Source organism: Abiotrophia defectiva ATCC 49176 (assembly GCF_037041345.1).
Lineage (GTDB): Bacteria > Bacillota > Bacilli > Lactobacillales > Aerococcaceae > Abiotrophia.
In genome coordinates, this window is record NZ_CP146287.1 from 1,087,904 (window position 1) to 1,108,479 (window position 20,576).

Below are 20,576 nucleotides of genomic sequence, written 5' to 3' on the forward strand. Positions count from 1 at the left end.
TTTAGTCTAAGCCCTACTGGCTAGGCGAACTGGGCCCGGTATAAGGCCGCATAATGACCATCTAAAGCCAATAGTTCTTGGTGGCTACCGGATTCTACCACGCCCTCCTCAGTTACTACCACGATGCGATCTACATGCTGAATGGTGGCTAAGCGATGGGCAATCACGAGACTGGTCCGACCTTTGGCTAATTGATCAAAGGACTGTTGGATATACTGCTCGGTTTTCGTATCTAAGGCGCTAGTTGCCTCATCTAAGATTAGTATGGAAGGATTCTTGAGGAAGATTCTCGCAATCGATAGGCGTTGTTTCTGTCCACCAGATAAGCGTACACCACGTTCCCCAATGGCAGTATCCAAGCCATCAGGTAATTGCTCGATGACTTGATCTAGTTTAGCCGCACGAATAGCTGCTTCCACTTCAGCCTCACTTGCATCTAATCGACCATAGAGGACATTCTCCCGGATGGTCCCGTCGAACAAGAAAACATCCTGCTGAACAATCCCAATCTGTTGTCTGAGTGAAGCCAAGGTGTATTCCCGTATGTCCTTGCCATCAATCAAGACTTGACCCGACGTGACATCATAAAAACGCGGCAGGAGATTGACCATACTGGACTTACCTGCTCCACTTGGACCGACTAAAGCCACGCTCTCCCCGGGAGCAATGGACAGGTTCAATTGAGAAATAACGGGACGCCCCTCTTCATAGGCCAGTTCCACATTACGATAATCTATTTGACCTTGGAAGTGTGGCGCTAGCTGGGCATCAGGCAGGTCCTGAACCGCCACCGGTTTAGCTAGCTCTTGTCTGAAACGTTTGAAGCCGGCAAAACCCTTGGGATAGGTTTCAATCATGATATTAATACTTTCAATCGGCTTAACAAAGGTATTAGCTAAAAGAACAAAACCTACCAATTGGCCTGTCGTTAGCTCTCCTTTGAGGGTGAAATAAGCCCCGGACACTAAGGCAATTAAGGTAATAATGCGCATCAAGACATAGTTAAAGGCGCTAGAAGCGGCCATGGTTTGGTAGAACTTAAGTTTATTTTCGCGATAGTCTTGAATTAGACCTTCAAAACGCGCTTCTTCATGGGCTTCATTAGCGAACGCCTTGACTACTCGGATGCCACTGAGGCTGTTGGATAAGCCGGCATTAAATTCTCCCAATTGGCGATAGACTTGGCTATTAATACGTCCCATCTTCTTATTGAAGATAGCCAGCGCAACTCCCAAGATTGGCACCAGAATCACTGTCCCAATGGCTAATTGCACATGGACCTGCAGCATGAGGCAAAAAGCCCCCACCAAACTCATCAAGGTAATGAATAAGTCTTCAGGCCCATGATGGGCTAACTCCCCGATTTCGAACAAGTCACTGGTTAGCCGCGACATGAGCTCCCCTGTCTGCTTATTATCGAAATACTCAAAAGACTGACTTTGGAAATATTGGAAGAGCTGACGTCGCATATCGGTCTCAATGGTAATGCCCAACTTATGGCCTAGGTAGACTACAATGTACTTCATCACCATGTTGAAGAGATAGAAGGCAAGTAACAAGAGACAGACCCAAATAACCGTCTGGTAATGACCTGTCGGCAAGATGGTATCTATGACCCGATTGACAACAAATGGAAAAATCAACTCTAACATCGCTGAGATTACTGCGCAGCCAAAGTCAATCACGAAGAGCTTCTTATAAGGCTTATAATAGGCAAAAAAATCGCGTAACACTCACATTATCCTTTCTCATAAAAAGGCTGACCCTCTGGCCAGCCTTTTTTTGGCTAAAATTTGCTTGGTCCATAGCCTAGCAAGCTATCGTCTCCTACTTCAGCTGACCTGTCTTGAGGTCATAATCCGTATAAGGACGCTCCAAATCCAGCAATAAAGCATCGTGATGTGGCTTTTGATTCTGGCTAGGCGGTGGCGTCATATAGTCACCAAATGCCTCACTCAAATAGGCATCATAACCCGCTGGAATGGGCATTTCCGTTCCTTCAAAAGGCTTGAAGACAGCCTGATCAAAGGCCTCGATTGGATAGAGTTTGCTCATATAGTAAGGACCGGAACACAACTCAATACGGTAAGCCGCCTCTTGGCGAGTGGTCTTAGTCATCTTTTTATGAGCCAGTGACCAGATCTTATAACGGAGTTTAGAACTTGGGACTAGGCCCAGCAACACTCGACTGCCCCAGGCCAAAAGACCCCCATGCTTTTCAGGCACGGTTTGAGCGCAGAAGAGCGAATAGATTAATGCCCAGACCTTCTGGGTCTTACGTTTCCAGGCTGAGGCCGGCGCATAGTCCAAAGGCAGTACATCTAAGGCCAGGCCATGTGGCAAGTCTAAGTCAGCTTGATAAGGCTTGAGGCAAGTTGTCTGGCGGTCACGAATCGTGATGAAGAGGTTACGGTCGACATAGCCCTCATGAGACCGCGACAGAAAATAACGCGAATCTGCCTCTTTGGGCCAGAGTTCCGCCAAACGTTCATAATCTTCCCTTGGCATAAAAAAGTCTAAATCATCGTCCCAGGGAATAAAGCCTTGATGACGTAAAGCCCCAATCGCGCCACCACCACATAAGTAGCATAAGAGATTATGCTTCTGGCAGAAGGCAACAAAGTATTGGGCCATTTCTAGGCTTTTGGCTTGAATGGGTTCCATCTAACCCCTCCTTCTTTTAATTAATCACTAGATATTCCACTTAGCCACCGTTTTAAATGGTGTTTTACGGTCTTCTTCGAAGAATTGATAGATATCCTTGACATCCTCTAAATCCCCTACTTGGTGGATAATCATCCGCAGTCTTGAGGATACTTGTGGGTTTTCCATTAAGGCCACCGCCAATTGGAAGTCCTCACGTCCCGAGCGAGAAGAACCAACTAAGGTCAGGCCTTTTTCTAAGACATCACGGGTATTGACTGGCACTTCCGTCTCGGAAACTCCCATTAAAATCAGCGTTCCTTGAGGTTTAATATACTTAATAATGTCACGAATGGCTTCTTGACTGGCATCGCCACCCACACACTCAAAAGCATGGTCGAAGCTGAAATCTTCCGGAATATCTTGCAATTCATAGACTTCATCTACAAAGCTGAAAAGTCTTAATTTATCGTGGTTTTTACCTACTACAATAATCGTAGCATCTGGAAACTTAGCTCTTAAGACGGTAGCTTGGACAAAGGCTAGCGAACCTGATCCCCAGACCACGATTCGGTCACGCTTGGATAAGGCCATAGAGTCAAAACGACGGGCCCCGTGAGCAGCCACTGAGACAAACTCGGTCATCGCCGCTACCACATCTGGAATGCTTTGATACCCCACGACACGGTCTAATGGTAAATGCACAAATTCCTGCATGAAACCATCGTAACCACTGGATAGGAAGTGAGTTCCTTCCACATAGTTCTCATAGAACTCACCCGAATGGTCAAACCCTTGCGGCGGCTGATTGGGAATCATGACGACCTTGTCCCCTACTTGATAGGTGCCAGTTTCGTCACGTACGACAATGCCGCAACACTCATGAATCAAGGCCATTGGTAATTTTTGCTTGAGCACTTTGGCTGAACGCTTACCTTGGTAATAGCGTTGATCTGCATGGCAGAGGGCCATATAATTAGGACGCACCACGACTGGCTTAGCCAAGTCTGTCGACACATCTTCATACTTAACTGAGAAGAAGTATGGGCGAAGTAATTGATAGACGCGATTAATCACTTTAGATCTCTCCCAACATAGCTTCTGCAATTTTCAAATCGGTCACGGTCGTAATCTTCAAGTTAGAGTATTCCCCTTTTACTAGGCCAACACTTTTCCCTTTGAGGACAAAGACCTTGCAGGCATCGGTTAAAATCTCACGCTCGTCTTGACTGAGGCTAGCGAAGAGGCTATCAAACTGATTGATACGGAAGGTTTGAGGTGTCTGACCTTGGAACATGTGAGCCCGATTAGGAATAGAACTAATGGACTTACCGTCTTGGGATTCCACAATGGTATCGTTAGCCATGACCACTGTATCGGTCGCATCATAGTCAGCGATGACCTTGATGTTGTCTTGAATCATACGGTAAGAGACAAAAGGACGTACCGCATCATGAGTAATTAAAATAGCTTGGTCAGAGACAGGACCGGCCGCCTTAATATCTGCGATGATATTAAGGATACTATCATTCCGATCCCCACCCCCATCAACGCCTTTAATCTTAGACTCATGGCCTGGCAAGTGCTTATTTACTAAATCATTGAAGTAGACTAACCAGTTAGGATGTACGGCTACATAGACTTGGTCAATGTCTGGTACTACTAAGAATTTTTCGATGGTATGAATAATAATGGGCTTATTGCCTAACATGAGGAATTGCTTAGGCATATCTTGAATCCCCATTCTGGATCCAATGCCCCCTGCTAGAATACCTGCATAAATCATGCCTCTCTCTCCTTCTCACTATCGTAAAGTGTCTTTCTATCCTAATTATTATAGCACATCTTATATCGACACGCATGGAAAAGTCGTTAGCTTAAGCATTTTATTAAGAAATGATCACACATCCAAAACAAAAAAGCCAGACACTTGTCTGGCTTCTCGCTAATTTTTTGCTTCCATTTGCGAACGTAGCGCTTCTAAATCCTCTAGGCTATCAATTTCAAAGGTCTGATGGCCTTCAATTGGATAAACATGAACATCTAAATCAGCTAGGTTATCCTTGACCACGTCATCCCAGTAGAGATTAGCATAATCAGCTTCTTGGTAGTAGCCTTCAATTAACTGCTGCAAATGTTGTCCATCTTCCGCACTCCAATAGGAGACGCCAGACAGAATCCGCCCTTGACCACTTTCTACCGTAATGGCCGTTACGCGAAGGTCATCTTGCTGGTAATGCAAGACCCATTCATCCTTGAAGCCTTCTTTCGCTACCCCAAAGTAAAGGGAGCTTTCTGGTGCTGACAGCAAGAAGTTATCAACTAGGAAGTTATCGGCATCAATAACATAGGCATCACTCAAGTAGTGACGGACCAAGTACATGGTGTAGAAGTTATTGTAGCTTTCATATTGGGCATTGTGAATCAAGGTCACGCCATACTGGTCCTTCAGAAAATCGAATTTTTCAGCCAAGTACCCTGTCACAACAATAATGTCTTGAATCCCTTTAGCCCGCAAGAATTCAATCTGGCGCTCAATTAAGCTTGTACCAGCAACTTCAATTAAGGACTTAGGTGTTGTAAGGGTGATTGGCCGCAAGCGAGTTCCCATACCAGCGGCGAGAATTATTGCTTTCATAGCTTAGGCTCCTTCGTGTTGTGAAACTAAGACACTGCTTACAATCATCAAAGCCGCCGATAGCAAGAGAACTGGGTTAAATTCAGCTCCTCCTAGCAAGATGGAGAAGACAATGGCCCAAATAGCGTATGAGATATTGAGTGCAGTAGCCTTTACAGGACCAATTGTATCAATTGCGCGATAAAAATTCAAATAAGACAATGTGCCTAAGACAGCAACACCCAAGATTAACCAAAGAACTGGCTGACTAATAACAGCCGTCACGCTAAAGACCAAGTCAGATTCGAAGGTAATAAAGCCCAAATAAACTAAAGTAGAGACGCATTGACGAATCCAAAGAGCTTGCTTAGGATTCAAATCTTCCTTCATCCCAATGGAACAAATCACACTCTCCAAGGACCAGCCGACTACGCTGAGAAAGGCCACTAAGAAGCCAATCAGTTGGGCATTAGATTGCATCATATCACCAGACAGACTCACGCCTAAGACCGCTAACACGGCCAAGCCCAAGCCAATCCAAACTGGCTTAGTTATCTTTTCCTTAAGAATTAACATACCTAAAAAAGCAGCAACCACTGGATACATAGAGGAAATACTTGCTGTTAAGCCTGCCCCAATCGCATCTACCGCATAGAGATAGGCCCGCATACCCATAGGACCACCTAAAACAGCTGCTAACATGACCACAAAGGAACTCTTGCTGGTCAATTGTTTGAAAGTTTGCTTGAGTTGCCCTTGACGAACCAACTCCCCCGTCATCATTAAGGCAGAAAAACCATCATGGAAGAGGGCCAATAAGAGAGCGGCTCCAGCCAGTCTTGGATCCACTAGCGTGAAGGGTAACATCATCAGAATAACGCCATTATAATGGGTATCTGCCCCCCACAAAAGGCCTGACAATAGACCGGCAATAATGCCACTTGTTTCCTTATTTTTCATCTAAGTTCATCCTTCCTTTTTTAGAGCATGGTAGCGTGCTAGGTTAGCTTGCGCACGACGGTAACGTTCAATCCCATAGTCTCCGAAATCATCGCCCCGGCTTTCCTTGAAGATGGTCCAAACTGACCAGAGGAAGTCTTGGCAAATTTGATAGATTAAGAGCTTGATCTTCAAGCTATCCGGCACCTCTTTATCTTGACAGTAAAGGCTTAAGAAGCGGTCTTCCTGCTCTTGGCTGAAGCCACATTCTAGACTATGGGCCGCTAAATCCCAAGCCAAGTCGTTCATACCTGAGTATTCCCAGTCAATGAGATAGGATTTGCCGTCTCCACCTTTGACAAAGTTCTCTGGAACTGTGTCAATATGACATGGCACTATTTGAACTGGTAAGTCAGCCAAATCTTCCTGTAGTTGGAAAACTTCCTGACGTGTCGCCTGATAGCCGTCAAAATAGTCTGACCCTACTTCATCCACAAAACTCTCATACTTAGCAATCTCCTCGAAGACATCAAAACGGTTATCAAAGTCTAATCCTGATTGATGCAACTGTCTGAGGAGTCCCGTTGTCATTCGCATATTGTTAAGATAAGTCGCCGTATTAGCATTTAAGGTCTCAGCCTCTGGAATGAAGGCTGACACCTTGGTCCCTGTCACTTCGTCAAAGTAGAGGGTCTCAGCATCTAAGCCCAGAATATGCGCTAAGAGGCTATTGGATTTCTCAGCTGGGCGATTAATAAACTTCTCCGTCCCGTTGCCGGCAATCCGAATGATATAAGGCTGGCCTTTGAGGGTGACCTTGTAGTTCTTGTTAGTCATACCACCAGCACTCTCTAAGGTCGCAATTTCCTCAGGGCTAGCATCCATCTGGTCGGCCAAGAACTGCTCCACTTCTTGCTTAGCTGCCCGTTCTTCCTTGCGAACCAAACGTGGGTAAACGCGCTTAAGAACATGATGAACCTGACTAGCATCATCAATTTCGCCCCAGAAGAAGTCATCCAGTTTAAGATAACCCAAGCGGTAGTCTTGAGCAACATCTAACATAATATATTCATAGTTAACATAAGGATTAAGGTTGTCAGCATAAATGGCCAACATCTTAAGGTAGAAAGGATAGGACAATTTTGATAGACCAATCATTTCACCGTCAATCCGGTTGAATTGGTGAATATCCTTCCCCATCTTATAAACATAACCATCACGCAATTCCACCATGGCCTCATCATGTTGCTCACGCACACTGGTAATCAACATAGCAGAGTCACTAGCGACCTTATTCAGCCCCTTAATCCCACGGACTTCAAAGAGTAAATCCCCCTCAATCAGGAAGAAGTCGCCATCAATATGAGGAGCTGCCGTGGCCAGAGAAGCCATTGTCCCTGTGTGGGCATAAGCCTCATTGACTACTAGAGTCACATCAGGCATGTCAGCAACATGTTGAGCCAAGAGGTCAGCTTGGAAGCCAGCAACCAAGACAAAACGCTCTACTCCTTGGTCTCGTAAGACTTGAAGGGTTCGATCCAATAAGGTATGGTCCCCTAATGATAGGAGCGGCACGGGTTGATCCAGATGACGAGGTTGGCCTGCAGCAAGAATGACTGCCTGATGAATTTGCTCTTTAGCTTGAGCCAACTGAATCTTACGGGCATTTGCATCTTTCAAGCCAGTCTCTAGCAAAGCCAAGCCCTTGTCCGTCACTTGATAGTGGTTACGCGTCCCCTGACGCTCAATCTCAATGTATCCTTGTTCATCAAGTCGCTTGAGAATCAGATTAATTTTGCCTAGGGATAGGTTAGTCGCTTGTGCCATATCACGTTGACTGCCCGCTTCTTCTCGGTTCAAGTAATATAGCAAGGTCATTAAGTCATTCATCTTAGCCCTTCTTTCTGCGTTCATTTTTTGAACTTTAGTCTAGTATAAACCACTTATTCTCTTATGTCTAGGGTTTCAGCTTAAAAAGTTCAAATAATGAACAAAACCCTCAGCATTTAGCTGAGGGCTAGAGGTCCTATTGTTTCTTTGCTTTTTTATGGCGCCATTCTTTCCAAAGCTTGGCCAGGGAGAAGATTGGCTTATTTCTGACCAGTTGTTCTTCCGCCAGATAGTCTCGCATGGCCTTAAGGGTCTGGCCGGCCTTAGAGACGACAAAGTGATAGGTGCCAGCAGACTTAGTATCAATGAAGAAGCCACGAATTAAGCCCCGTTTCATCAGCATGATGGCACGAACCTGACGGATTTCGCCCCAAGGAATCTGAACGAAATCAGCAGGATTGCGGTCGTTATAGAATTCGAATGCCTTATTACCGACTAGAATACGGCCATGGCGGCCCATAACACCACCAGACATCCAGTTGGCAGTTGTCACAAAGTCTGCCCGGCTATTCAAAGATTCAACCATACTTCTCTCTCCTTCTACAATGCTTTAGAGTAGTGGAATATCAATCTGATCATAAACCGCCTCTTGATTGTTGGGCTGGTCCTTATCGCGGCTTTCTAGATAGGCTTGAACCTGAGTAGCAGTGGTCAAGCCATGGCGCTCCCAATTAATCAGAATGCGATCAATATACTTAAGGCTGAGGGCTTGACGCAAAACGGCTTCCTTAACTGCTAGACGAATTAAATCAGGCGCATAGCCATCTTGCTTGAGCCAGCCATTCAAGGTCTCATATTCGAGTGCTGACAGGGAACGGCCAAACTCCCCTTCCACCAGAGGAATCAGTTGACTAGCCGTCATGGTCTGTTTCTGATTACTTGTTAGGTCTGTCTCATTACTAGAAGTCGTCTGTTTTTGACTAGCTGCTGGATTAAAGGAGTCTAGTCGTTCAAAAAGTGGCGCTAGACTCAAACGGTCTTGGCCCGAAGCATCCATTTCAAAGACGAGATAACCCTGATCTGCTAAGAGAGATAGTTGAGACATGGCTTGATGAGACTGCCAACCGTAATGTTGCGAGCACAGTTCTACAACAGCCATAGGACTCAAATCCCCATCCTTCTGACCTAATATCGTGGTCACTAGGAGAAAGGTTTCTGGACTCAAGCCTAAGTCTTGATAATGGCTTAGTAAGACCTGCGGCAAGACTACAAAGCCTTCTTGGTACCAATTATACATGATGCTCCCCCTTCTCAGTCTAGTATTCCTATTGGCACAGGGCAGCTTCCTAAGAATAGGAGACTGCCCTTTTACTAATTAGCTCCTAGGCTTTCTTAGCTTTCTTGGTTTCGCGTTCACGCGCACCCTTGTCAAGGATTTGCTTACGTAAACGAACGCTCTCAGGTGTTACTTCACAGTATTCATCATCATCCATGAACTCTAAAGATTCTTCTAGAGTAAGAATACGTGGACGTTTAATCACTGCGGTTTGGTCTTTGGTTGCTGAACGAATGTTAGTTAATTGTTTAGCCTTGGTGATATTAACAGTTAAGTCGTTCTCACGGTTATGTTCCCCAATAATCATCCCACCGTAGACTTCAGTCCCTGGGTTAACAAAGATAGTCCCACGATCTTCTAAGTTCATAATCCCATAAGTGGTGGCTTGTCCTGCCTCAAGGGCAACCAAGGCACCGTTACGACGGTTCCCAATATTGGAATCAATAACTGGTTGATAGTCATCGAAGCTATGGTTCATAATCCCATAACCACGGGTCATGGATAAGAACTCAGTTGAGAAACCAATCAAGCCACGAGCTGGCACAGAGAAGACCATACGGATTTGGCCATTACCTGTGGTCACCATGTCCGCCATTTCAGCCTTACGTTGACCTAAGGCTTCAATAATCGCCCCCATGTATTCTTCTGGTGTGTCAATTTGTACACGTTCGAAAGGTTCACAGGTCTTGCCATCGATTTCCTTAAGAATAACCTTAGGACGTGATACCTGGAATTCATAACCTTGACGACGCATGTTCTCAATTAAGATAGCCAAGTGTAATTCCCCACGACCAGAAACGATAAAGGCATCTGGTGAGTCGGTTGGATCCACGCGCAAGGATACGTCCGTTTGCAATTCTTGCATAAGACGATCTTGGAGGTTACGGGAAGTCACGTACTTGCCTTCTTTACCAGCAAATGGCGAGTTGTTGGTTAAGAAGGTCATTTGTAAGGTAGGCTCATCAATGTGAAGAATAGGTAGAGCTTCAGGATTTGCAGCATCTGCTACGGTTTCTCCAACGAAGATATCTTCCATACCTGATAAGGCAATTAAGTCCCCTGCCTTAGCTTCGTTAATTTCCACGCGGTCCAAGCCGAAGAAACCAAACATCTTAGTAATACGGAAGTTCTTGCTAGTGCCGTCAACCTTCATAAGGCTCACGTTGTCGCCGACTTTCATCTTCCCACGGAAGATACGTCCAATCCCGATACGACCCACATATTCGTTATAGTCTAAGAGGGAAACTTGGAATTGTAATGGTTGGTCAGAGTTATCAACTGGCGCTGGCACATGTTCAATAACAGCATCAAAGATGGCATCCATAGAAGGCTCTTGGTCTGCTGGATTGTCAGATAGACTAGACGTCCCGTTAAGGGCTGAAGCATAGACCACTGGGAATTCCAATTGATCATCGTCTGCCCCTAATTCGATGAAGAGCTCTAAGACTTCATCTACTACTTCTTCTGGACGAGCAGAAGGCTTATCAATCTTGTTGACTACGACAATCGGTACTAAGTGTTGTTCTAAGGCTTTCTTCAAGACAAAGCGAGTTTGTGGCATGGTTCCTTCATAGGCATCCACCACCAGAATAACTCCATCAACCATTTTCATGATACGTTCTACTTCGCCACCGAAGTCCGCGTGACCTGGGGTGTCCAAGATGTTGATACGGGTCCCCTTATAATCTACGGCAGTGTTTTTGGCCAAGATGGTAATCCCACGTTCTTTTTCAATGTCGTTAGAGTCCATGGCACGCTCATCTAATTTAGCACGCTCATCGAGGGTGTTGGACTGTTTGAGCAACTCGTCAACCAGTGTGGTTTTACCGTGGTCGACGTGGGCAATAATAGCAATATTTCGGATATCCTTACGCGTATTCATTAATTTCTCCTAACTGATCTTTTTTTTCTGCTAAAACGCGGATGACTTCTTCATGGACAGTGTCATGCGCGAAAATAATAGGACTGGCTGATAAAATGGATAGTTGAGAGCCGTCAGGCTTAGTTGCCTTGAAGCCCATAGCCTCACAGATGGCCCATCCAGCTGCAAAGTCCCAAGGACTTAATTTGAAACTTAGGTAAACTGCTGCTTCACCACGAATGACTTCAATCACTTCAAGCGCAGCAGAACCGTGCGCCCGAACGCCTAAGACATTTTCTAAGAGGCGTTGGCTATTGCAACGGTTTTGGGTAAACATGGCCACGTTCCCTACTGCTAGAGAATCTTGCAGGCGGTCAATCTTAAGTGGCACCAGTGGCTGGCCGTTGAGGGTAGCGCCTTGGCCCACAATCCCCGCATAAAGGTCATGTTTCATGACATCGTAAATGTAGCCAGCTAATGGCTTACCATCTTGGAAAATCCCAATCAAAATGCCAAAGTTATTTTTCTGCTTAACGAAGTTAAGGGTCCCATCGATTGGATCAATGACCCATACAATACCGGCCAAATCTTCCGTTCCTTGACTCATACCTTCCTCACCAATGATGCGATGGTCTGGGAAGTGGCTGGTAATCTTATCGACAAAGTATGCCTCTGTCGCCTTATCCATCTCCGTAACTAAGTCGCTGGCGCCTGTTTTCTGATCCACTTGAAGGGATCGTTTGAGTGATTGCCGTAAATTCTCAGCGGCTTCTTCTAGCCAGACCAAGACATGGGCATGAACTGTCTTAAAATCTTCCATTTGAACCTCCTATGTTGATACGCACTACGGGGTTGTTCGCTGAGGAATCCTTGAGAGACTTCATTTGCCGAACGACCTGGTAGATAGAATAACCACTAGCTGACTGGAAAGCTCGATCTAGTCGCTTTTCTTCGCCAATACTGGTCACTATTTGCTTGAATGCTTGGTAACGTGGCCACAGAGAATTGAGTTTGACCCCACTTTGGTAGACCGCCTCTACCCCTGATAGAAAGTCGACGACCGTGATAATTTCCTCTGTCGTCCAATCCGGGTTCAGGGGGTATTCAAACTGTGTCATACACGTTCCTCCATTCAAAACACTCTAACTATTATCATACCCTATTTTGGCCAAAAAATAAAAGGTAAACTTCATCGTCAACGCTTACAGACTATAATTTATCATCAATTTGTCTAGTCACTAGAATATTAAAGGCTTAATATACGAATTTTATATAGTTTCCCCTCGGCAAAGCAAAAAGCAGAGTTGCTTTGCAACCCTACTTTTTATGTAAGTTTAATTTCCTAATGTGTGGCGCCATTCAAGGAGCGAAGCCACGTCTTCTTGTTCGATATATTGAGCTTCCAGGGCCGCCTCGATTAAGGCTTCATAATTGGTTAGGGTATGGTAGCTTACTCCAGCTTCAGCAAAGGCCTGCTGAGCCTTGGTCAACTCATAAGAGAAGATGGCAACAACACCTAGAACTTGACAGCCTGCATCTTTTAGGGCTTGAGCCACCTTAAGCGAGGATAAGCCAGTCGAGATCAAGTCTTCCACGATGACCACCTTGACTCCCGGCGTCAAGTGCCCTTCAATCTGGTTGGTCCTACCGTGCTTCTTAGCGGAGTCCCGAACATAAACCATGGGCAAATCCAGCAAATCGCTGACCCAAGCAGCGTGGGGAATACCAGCGGTTGCTGTCCCCGCTACTACTTGGACCTGAGGATAATGTTCCTTAATCACCAGACTTAAAGCCTGGGCAATCTTACGACGGACTGACGGATAGGACATGGTCAGGCGATTGTCACAGTAGATTGGCGATTGAATACCTGATGTCCATGTAAAGTACTGGTGGGGTTGTAAGGCGACAGCTTTAATGGCTAATAATTCCTGGGCAATTTCTTTTGCACTGGACATGAAAATCCTCCTATTCTTACTTCAAAAAGCTCTGACAAATGCCATCATATACGGCGACCGGGTCACTAGCCAGCGTAATTGGTCGTCCGACCACAATATGGCTTGAGCCTAGTTGACGTGCGACTTCCGGTGTGGCGATGCGCTTTTGATCCTGACTTGGCCCACCAATCAAGCGTATACCTGGCGTGACAATGGCAAAGTCCTGACCACAAACCTCCCGAATATGGGGTGCTTCATGTACTGAGGCTACGACTCCATCCAAACCCGCTTCCTTGGTCAACTGCGCGTAATGACGGACACTGGTTACTAGGTCAACTGGAATCAATTGTTCGGCCTGCATTTGTTCTTGAGAGGTAGAGGTTAACTGGGTTACAGCGATGGCTAAAGTTTCAGGGCTGCCTCCATCAATTAAGCCTTGCTTGGCAGCCTCCAGCATTTCCTTGCCCCCCGCGGCATGAAAATTAAGCATGTCCACTTTGAACTGGGCCAAACCCTTGCTTGCTCCATAAACTGTATTGGGAATGTCATGTAGCTTAAGGTCTAAGAAGATGCGATGCCCTCTTTCCTTGAGAGCAGATAAGACTTGTGGCCCATTTTGTAGATAGAGTTCCATCCCAACCTTAACATAGAACTGGTCGTGGCCACTAAAGGGCGCTAAAAATGCCAAGCTTTCTTCTAAATTTTTGAAGTCTAATGCGACGATGACATCGCCAGAATATCTTTGATTCATAGTTCCTCCTTATGGATCAAGTTCGACTAAGCTAAAGGCGTGATATGGAAAGAGGTGGATTCTAGCACCTTCAAGAGGGCCATACTCGTATCTAAAGAGGTGAAGCAGACAATTTCTTGCTCACTGGCTACCCGGCGAATCTTGAAGCCATCCTTGGTGACATCTTTATCCTTAGAAGTAGTGTTAATGACTAGGTCCACTTGACCTTGATAGATGGCATCTAAGACATTGTGATCTTGGCTACCAATTTTGCCTACAGAAGCTACTTTAAGTCCTGCCTGGCTTAAGTAATCAGCGGTACCTGGGGTAGCCAAGAGATTGAAGCCCAAGTCACTAAAGCGACGTGCTAATTCTAAGGCTTCCGCCTTGTCTTCATTAGCCACTGTGAAGAGGATAGTTCCTTGATCTTTGACCTGGACACCGGCAGCCACTAGGCCTTTGTAGAGGGATTTTTCCAGGGTTAAGTCGCTACCCATGACTTCCCCGGTTGACTTCATTTCTGGCCCTAAGGCAGTATCGACATCCTTGAGTTTTTGGAAGCTAAAGACTGGTACCTTGGTGTAAACAGAAGACGGTTCAGGTAACAAGCCAGACTGGTAGCCTAGGTCACCTAGGGATTGGCCTAAAATAGCTTGCATGGCTAATTGTGCCATAGGGACGCCTGTAATCTTACTGAGGAATGGGACGGTCCGTGAACTACGTGGGTTCACTTCCAAGACATAAAGTTCACCCTTGCTAAGCACATACTGGATATTAAGTAGGCCTACAATGTTAAGACCCTTAGCTAGGCGAATGGTATAGTCGACCAGCTGCTCCTTCTGAGCCTGACTTAAGGTCTGAGGTGGGTAAACGGCGATGGAGTCCCCTGAGTGGACCCCTGCCCGCTCAATATGTTCCATAATGCCTGGAATGACCACGGTTTGACCATCACAAATGGCATCGACTTCGATTTCTTGACCGATGAGATAACGGTCTGTTAGGACAGGATGTTCTGGTGACACCCGCACGGCAGTTTCCATATAGCGTCGTAAATCAGCTTCTTCATAGACGATTTCCATGGCGCGACCGCCCAAGACATAGGAAGGTCTCACCAAAACTGGATAGCCAATGGACGCCGCATTAGCAACGGCAGTTTCTGTATCTGAAGCTGTCTTACCTAAAGGTTGTGGGATATCTAATTCATGCAAGAGCTGCTCGAACTTATCCCGGTTTTCAGCCTTGTCAATTTCTTCCAGACTAGTTCCAAGGATTTTTACCCCATGTCTTTGTAGTTTATCGGCTAGATTAATGGCAGTCTGACCACCAAATTGCACGACCACCCCCAAAGGCTGCTCGTGATTCAAGATCGCCATGACATCTTCTTCAGTTAGCGGTTCAAAGTAGAGTTTGTCAGAAATGGTAAAGTCGGTTGAGACGGTTTCTGGGTTGTTGTTGATAATAATGGCTTCGTAACCCGCTGCCTTAATGGCTAGAACAGCATGGACAGTCGCGTAGTCAAATTCTACCCCTTGACCGATACGGATTGGGCCAGAGCCTAGCACCACGATTTTAGGTTTGTCCGTCACGATAGATTCATTCTCTGCTTCATAGCTGGAATAGAAATAAGGAGTTGAAGACTCGAATTCTGCCGCACAGGTATCCACCATCTTGAAGACAGGTGTGATGCCCGCTTCTTGACGTAACTGATAAACTGCTGCCTCAGTAGTCTGCCAACGGTGGGCAATGATTTTGTCAGAGAAACCATATCGTTTGGCATAAGCTAAGAGATTGAGGTCATGCGGATGGGCCTTTAGCTCATGTTCCAAATCAATAATATGTTGCATCTTATCAAGGAAGAAGCGGTCTATTTTGGTCATGTCATGAATCTGATCAAGGCTGACGCCCCGTCTCAGGGCTTCGCCAATAAAGAAGAGGCGTTCATCACTACCCGCTTGGACCTTTTCCATGATTTCTTCCAAACTGAAGCTATCACCATTAGGCAGGCCCAAATGGTGGACGCCGTATTCAAGTGAGCGGATGGCCTTCAGTAAAGATTCCTCATAGGTCCGCCCCATGGCCATAACCTCACCCGTTGCCTTCATTTGAGTGCCTAACTTACGATCGGCACGTTCGAATTTATCAAAAGGGAAACGTGGAATCTTGCTGACCACATAGTCTAGACTGGGTTCGAAGCAGGCATAAGAATTCTGGGTGACTGGATTGAGAATTTCATCCAAGGTTAATCCGACGGCAATCTTAGCAGCAATCTTAGCAATTGGATAGCCCGTTGCCTTAGATGCTAAGGCCGAGGACCGAGATACGCGCGGGTTCACTTCAATGATATAGTAGTTAAAAGAATCTGGGTCCAAGGCTAATTGGACATTACAGCCCCCTTCTATCTTAAGGGCGCGAATAATTTTAAGTGACACGTCGCGTAGCATGTGGTACTCACGGTCGGTCAGGGTTTGGGATGGGGCCACCACAACTGAATCCCCGGTATGAATGCCTACAGGATCAATGTTTTCCATGTTGCAGACGACGATGGCAGTGTCATTAGCGTCTCGCATGACTTCATACTCGATTTCCTTATAACCTGCGATGGATTTTTCTAGCAAACATTGGGTTACGGGCGAATAATGAAGACCTGAAGAAACTATTTCATCTAAATCCTGATCATTATAACAAATACCGCCACCAGTCCCCCCCATGGTAAAGGCCGGACGAACAATAACTGGATAGCCAATTTGTGCCACAAAATCTCGAGCTTGATCTAAGTTGGTGACAATTTCTGATTCAGGCACCGGCTCTCCCAATTCCTGCATGAGTTGACGGAAGAGCTGGCGGTCTTCCGCTTGCTCGATGGAGGCTAGTTTGGTGCCTAGTAATTCGACACCGTATTGGTCTAAGACTCCTTGGCGATGCAATTCAACGGCTAGGTTAAGCCCAACTTGGCCACCGAGGGTTGGCAACAAGGCATCTGGTCGTTCCTTACGGATGATTTTGCTGACAAATTCTAATGTTAGTGGCTCCATATAAACCTTATCAGCAATCTGACGGTCAGTCATAATGGTGGCCGGATTAGAGTTAACCAGGATAACTTGGTAGCCCTCTTCCTTCAAAGAAAGGCAAGCCTGAGTCCCGGCATAATCGAATTCTGCAGCCTGCCCAATTGTAATGGGACCCGACCCAATAACCAGAATTGTTTGAATATCTTGACGTTTTGGCATAATTCGACTCCTTTACTTGTGGTGACGAGACTGAGCTTGGAAGGCTTTCATATTCTCAATAAACTGATCAAAGAGATAATTAGGATCATGAGGTCCTGGCGATGCTTCGGGATGATATTGTACTGAGAAAACTGGGTAGAATTTATGTCGAACGCCTTCGCAGGTGGAGTCATTGACTGACAAATGAGTTAATTCCAGGTCTGTATCTGCCAATGAGTCAATATCTACACTGTAACCATGGTTTTGCGAAGTCAAGTCTACCTTGCCTGTCAATAGATTTTTGACTGGATGGTTGGCACCACGATGGCCAAATTTGAGTTTGTAGGTCTTAGCTCCTGCTGCCAAACTAATCAGTTGATGACCCATGCAAATACCAAAAATTGGTAGTTTGTCCATGATTTGGCCAATCATGGCAATGGTCTCTGGCACATCCTCAGGGTCGCCAGGTCCATTAGAGAGCATGACGCCATCAGGTTGAAGCCGTAAAACTTCCTGAGCGCTAATATTATGAGGCACCACTACAATGTCACAGTTACGCTCATTAAGCTCACGCAGAATACCTGACTTCATGCCTAAATCAACCAGAACCACTCGATAGCCCGTTCCTGACGACAGGAAAGCCTTAGAAGTCGACACTTGGGCAATTTGGTCCCTAGCCAATTCAGTCTCTCTTAGTTTTTCTAGCACTTGTGCTGAATCTTCGGATAAGTCAGTAATAATCCCCTTAATCGTCCCATATTGGCGAATCTTTCGCGTCAGACTACGGGTATCAATGCCCCAAATTCCTGGGATATCTAATTCTTTGAGTGCTTGATCTAAGGACATTTGGCTACGGAAGTTAGAAGGCTTTTGGCAGACTTCGCGGACTACTAGGCCCTTGATAGAGGGATTAATGGTCTCAAAGTCATCTCGGTTAATGCCATAATTACCAATTAAGGGATAGGTAAAGGTGACAATTTGACCGTTATAGGAAGGGTCTGATAATGTTTCTTGGTAGCCTGTCATGGCGGTATTGAAGACGACTTCCCCTAACATAGCCCGGTCAGCACCAAAGCCATAGCCCTTGTAGATGGTTCCATCTTCTAGAATCAGCTGTTTATCATATCTATACATATGCTCGCTCCTTGTTTTACTAGGCTTTTAGGCAAAAAATGCGGTATCTTGATAGGCGATGCGTCCTTGGCTAATAGTCAGGATAGGCCAACCATAAACTTCTTGACCGGCGTATGGCGTGTTACGCCCTTTGGATAAGAAGTTCTCAGGTTGGATACTTGCTACCTTGTCTAAATCGATAACGACTAAATCAGCAGGCTGCCCAACGGCTAGGGTTCCATAAGGTAGGTCAAAAATTTTAGCCACATTAGTCGACATCTTGTCCAAGAGAAAATCTAGGGACATAATGCCTGGCTTGACAAAGTGGGTATAGAGCTGGCTAAAGGCTGTCTCAGACCCTACAATACCAAAGGCCGCCTCCTGCATTGGCAAGTCTTTCTCATACAGAGCGTGTGGCGCATGGTCAGTAGCGATAATGTCGATGGTCCCATCTAAGAGGCCAGCAATTAGGGCTCGGCGATCCTCAGCTGCGCGCAGGGGTGGATTCATTTTCCAGAAACCATGGTTGTGAGGAATGTCGTCCTCGTCACTCAGTAAATGATGGGGGCAGACTTCGCAAGTCACCTTAATACCGTTGGCCTTTGCCTCACGAACAAGGCGAACGGATTCCTTGGTCGACACATGGCAGACATGATAGTGACAGCCTGCCGCTTCAGCCAAGAGAATGTCGCGGGCAATCTGAACCGATTCGCAGACAGATGGAATACCTGGCAGACCTAGTTCCCGACTGCGGCAGCCACAGTGCATGCAGCCACCCCGAATTAGGGAATTGTCCTCGCAATGGGCCACAATGGCTTTGTTAAGGCGGGCGGCCACACACATGGATTCATACATCATATTAGCATTTTGGACCCCACGCCCATCATCACTGAAGGCAAAAACATGTTGAGCTAACTCGTCAAACTGAGCATAGTCCTCCCCTAGCTCCCCTTTGGTAATGGCACCGTAAGGAATGGCCCTAATAACCGAATCGCGTGCAATAATGTCTAGCTGGGGCTTAAGGTGGTCATAGGAATCGGGAACTGGATTGAGGTTGGGCATGGGCATAGCCGTAGTGAAGCCACCGCGTGCAGCCGCTCTGGAAGCATGGTAGATATTTTCCTTGTATTCAAATCCTGGTTCCCGCCAGTGGACATGGACATCAATAAAACCCGGTGCTAGGAGTTTACTTTTAAGGTCAAATGTTTGATCCGCACTGGCATTGAGCTCCTTGTCCATGGCTAAAATCTTTTCCCCATCAATCAGAATTTCGACAGGCTCTAAATGCCCCTTGACCAGACGACGACCATTTTTGAGTAATAGCATGATGTGACTTCCTTTCTATCTTGTTAGAGGGCGTTATCGGCAATCAGTTTCTCCAGAATGGCTTGGCGCATATAACGGCCATTGGTCATCTGGGTGAAAATGCGAGATTGAGGAGCTTCCACCAACTCAGAGGCAATCTCCATGTCCCGGTTGACTGGTGCCGGATGCATGACAATGGCCTGTGGCTTGAGGGCTCGATAGCGAGCTGGCGTTAGGCCATAACGAGCATGATATTCTGCTTGGCTTAAGGCCACTTGCTCCTGATGGCGTTCAAATTGGACGCGTAATAGCATGCAGGCATCGACTTGGCCAATGACCTGGTCGAAGTCGACCATTTGCCCCAAGGTCGGGTCTGCAAAGACTTGAGGTCCCACAAATTGAACCTTGGCCCCCAATCGGGTCAGCATGTGATAGTTGCTTCGGGCCACCCGCGAATTCTTGATATCACCTGCTATCACTAGCTCCAGCCCTTCTATATGGCCAAATTCTTCATAGAGGGTCATCAAATCCAGCAAGCACTGGCTAGGATGTTCCCCACTGCCATCGCCACCGCTGATGACCGGAATGGTCAGGCCTTCTAGTTCCTGATAGTAAGCTTCTTGGCTATGGCGAATGACCAAGATGTTGCAGCCAATCGCTTCAAGCGTCTTACAGGTATCATAGAGGGTCTCACCCTTGTTAACTGAAGAAGTTGAAGCGTCAAAATTCAGGACCTGCAAGCCTAACTTCATTTGAGCGACCTCAAAACTGTGCTTAGTCCGCGTTGAGTTTTCGAAGAAAAGATTGGCGGCAATTAAATCCGGCCGATGAATGGGACTGGCTCCTGCCTTGAGCTCTAAGGCTCTCTCAATCAGGCCATAGACCTCCTCATTGCTTAAATCTGACATCTTTACTAAGTTTCGCATACGTCTCCTCCTTATCATGCTATCAAACTATAAGAAAAAACCACCTAATAGTCCGAGCTATCAGGTGGTTGACTTATGAGCGTCTTATTATCGCCTAACAAGACCCTTAAGTTTTCCTCTTGATAGCCTCTCTGGA

The 20,576-nt window shown here is 46.2% G+C and carries 18 protein-coding genes; all 18 read right to left on the minus strand.

Annotated features, from left to right (window positions below; genetic code table 11):
- Positions 1-20: 20 nt before the first annotated feature.
- On the minus strand, positions 21-1,733 hold the full coding sequence (locus V7R82_RS05105; RefSeq protein WP_338541706.1) for an ABC transporter ATP-binding protein: 1,713 nt from the start codon (positions 1,731-1,733) through the stop codon (positions 21-23).
- Between the two features lie 94 nt (positions 1,734-1,827).
- Positions 1,828-2,664: a LicD family protein gene (locus tag V7R82_RS05110; RefSeq protein WP_291428811.1), complete on the minus strand. Its 837-nt coding sequence runs from the start codon at positions 2,662-2,664 to the stop codon at positions 1,828-1,830.
- 27 nt (positions 2,665-2,691) lie between these two features.
- Positions 2,692-3,720: a zinc-binding dehydrogenase gene (locus tag V7R82_RS05115; RefSeq protein ID WP_291428812.1), complete on the minus strand. Its 1,029-nt coding sequence runs from the start codon at positions 3,718-3,720 to the stop codon at positions 2,692-2,694.
- A gap of 1 nt (position 3,721) precedes the next feature.
- Positions 3,722-4,429 (minus strand): 2-C-methyl-D-erythritol 4-phosphate cytidylyltransferase, encoded by a 708-nt coding sequence (locus tag V7R82_RS05120; protein ID WP_338541712.1) that lies wholly within the window; start codon positions 4,427-4,429, stop codon positions 3,722-3,724.
- A 159-nt stretch (positions 4,430-4,588) separates the two neighbouring features.
- A complete protein-coding gene (locus V7R82_RS05125; protein WP_338541714.1) occupies positions 4,589-5,281 on the minus strand; it encodes a sugar phosphate nucleotidyltransferase in 693 nt (230 codons plus the stop codon).
- 3 nt (positions 5,282-5,284) lie between these two features.
- Positions 5,285-6,220 carry a DMT family transporter gene (locus tag V7R82_RS05130; RefSeq protein ID WP_338541715.1) on the minus strand — a complete coding sequence of 312 codons (936 nt, stop codon included), beginning with the start codon at positions 6,218-6,220 and terminating at the stop codon, positions 5,285-5,287.
- A 6-nt stretch (positions 6,221-6,226) separates the two neighbouring features.
- Positions 6,227-8,089 (minus strand): NTP transferase domain-containing protein, encoded by a 1,863-nt coding sequence (locus V7R82_RS05135; protein ID WP_338541716.1) that lies wholly within the window; start codon positions 8,087-8,089, stop codon positions 6,227-6,229.
- Positions 8,090-8,225: 136 nt separating this feature from the next.
- On the minus strand, positions 8,226-8,615 hold the full coding sequence (locus V7R82_RS05140; RefSeq protein ID WP_338541717.1) for a DUF956 family protein: 390 nt from the start codon (positions 8,613-8,615) through the stop codon (positions 8,226-8,228).
- Between the two features lie 24 nt (positions 8,616-8,639).
- A complete protein-coding gene (locus V7R82_RS05145) occupies positions 8,640-9,326 on the minus strand; it encodes a DnaD domain-containing protein (RefSeq protein WP_338541719.1) in 687 nt (228 codons plus the stop codon).
- A gap of 85 nt (positions 9,327-9,411) precedes the next feature.
- Entirely contained in the window at positions 9,412-11,247 is a 1,836-nt protein-coding gene (typA, locus tag V7R82_RS05150; protein ID WP_338541720.1) for a translational GTPase TypA, read from the minus strand.
- Entirely contained in the window at positions 11,234-12,046 is an 813-nt protein-coding gene (locus V7R82_RS05155) for an inositol monophosphatase family protein (RefSeq protein WP_338541722.1), read from the minus strand. The genes typA and V7R82_RS05155 overlap by 14 nt, the downstream gene beginning before the upstream one ends.
- Positions 12,033-12,344 (minus strand): UPF0223 family protein, encoded by a 312-nt coding sequence (locus tag V7R82_RS05160; RefSeq protein ID WP_070755533.1) that lies wholly within the window; start codon positions 12,342-12,344, stop codon positions 12,033-12,035. Before V7R82_RS05160 ends, V7R82_RS05155 begins: the two co-directional genes overlap by 14 nt.
- Positions 12,345-12,560: 216 nt before the next feature.
- The gene (pyrE, locus tag V7R82_RS05165; RefSeq protein ID WP_338541725.1) at positions 12,561-13,181 is read right to left on the minus strand and encodes an orotate phosphoribosyltransferase; all 621 of its coding nucleotides are present in this window, start codon (positions 13,179-13,181) and stop codon (positions 12,561-12,563) included.
- Positions 13,182-13,197: 16 nt separating this feature from the next.
- Positions 13,198-13,911, minus strand: coding sequence for an orotidine-5'-phosphate decarboxylase (gene pyrF, locus V7R82_RS05170; RefSeq protein WP_338541727.1), 714 nt, complete (start codon positions 13,909-13,911; stop codon positions 13,198-13,200).
- A 26-nt stretch (positions 13,912-13,937) separates the two neighbouring features.
- Positions 13,938-17,117 (minus strand): carbamoyl-phosphate synthase large subunit, encoded by a 3,180-nt coding sequence (gene carB, locus V7R82_RS05175; RefSeq protein ID WP_338541729.1) that lies wholly within the window; start codon positions 17,115-17,117, stop codon positions 13,938-13,940.
- 12 nt (positions 17,118-17,129) lie between these two features.
- The gene (gene carA / locus V7R82_RS05180) at positions 17,130-18,230 is read right to left on the minus strand and encodes a glutamine-hydrolyzing carbamoyl-phosphate synthase small subunit (RefSeq protein WP_314394641.1); all 1,101 of its coding nucleotides are present in this window, start codon (positions 18,228-18,230) and stop codon (positions 17,130-17,132) included.
- Positions 18,231-18,257: 27 nt separating this feature from the next.
- Positions 18,258-19,535 (minus strand): dihydroorotase, encoded by a 1,278-nt coding sequence (locus V7R82_RS05185; RefSeq protein ID WP_314062021.1) that lies wholly within the window; start codon positions 19,533-19,535, stop codon positions 18,258-18,260.
- Between the two features lie 23 nt (positions 19,536-19,558).
- A complete protein-coding gene (locus V7R82_RS05190) occupies positions 19,559-20,440 on the minus strand; it encodes an aspartate carbamoyltransferase catalytic subunit (RefSeq protein ID WP_338541736.1) in 882 nt (293 codons plus the stop codon).
- Between the last annotated feature and the right edge of the window lie 136 nt (positions 20,441-20,576).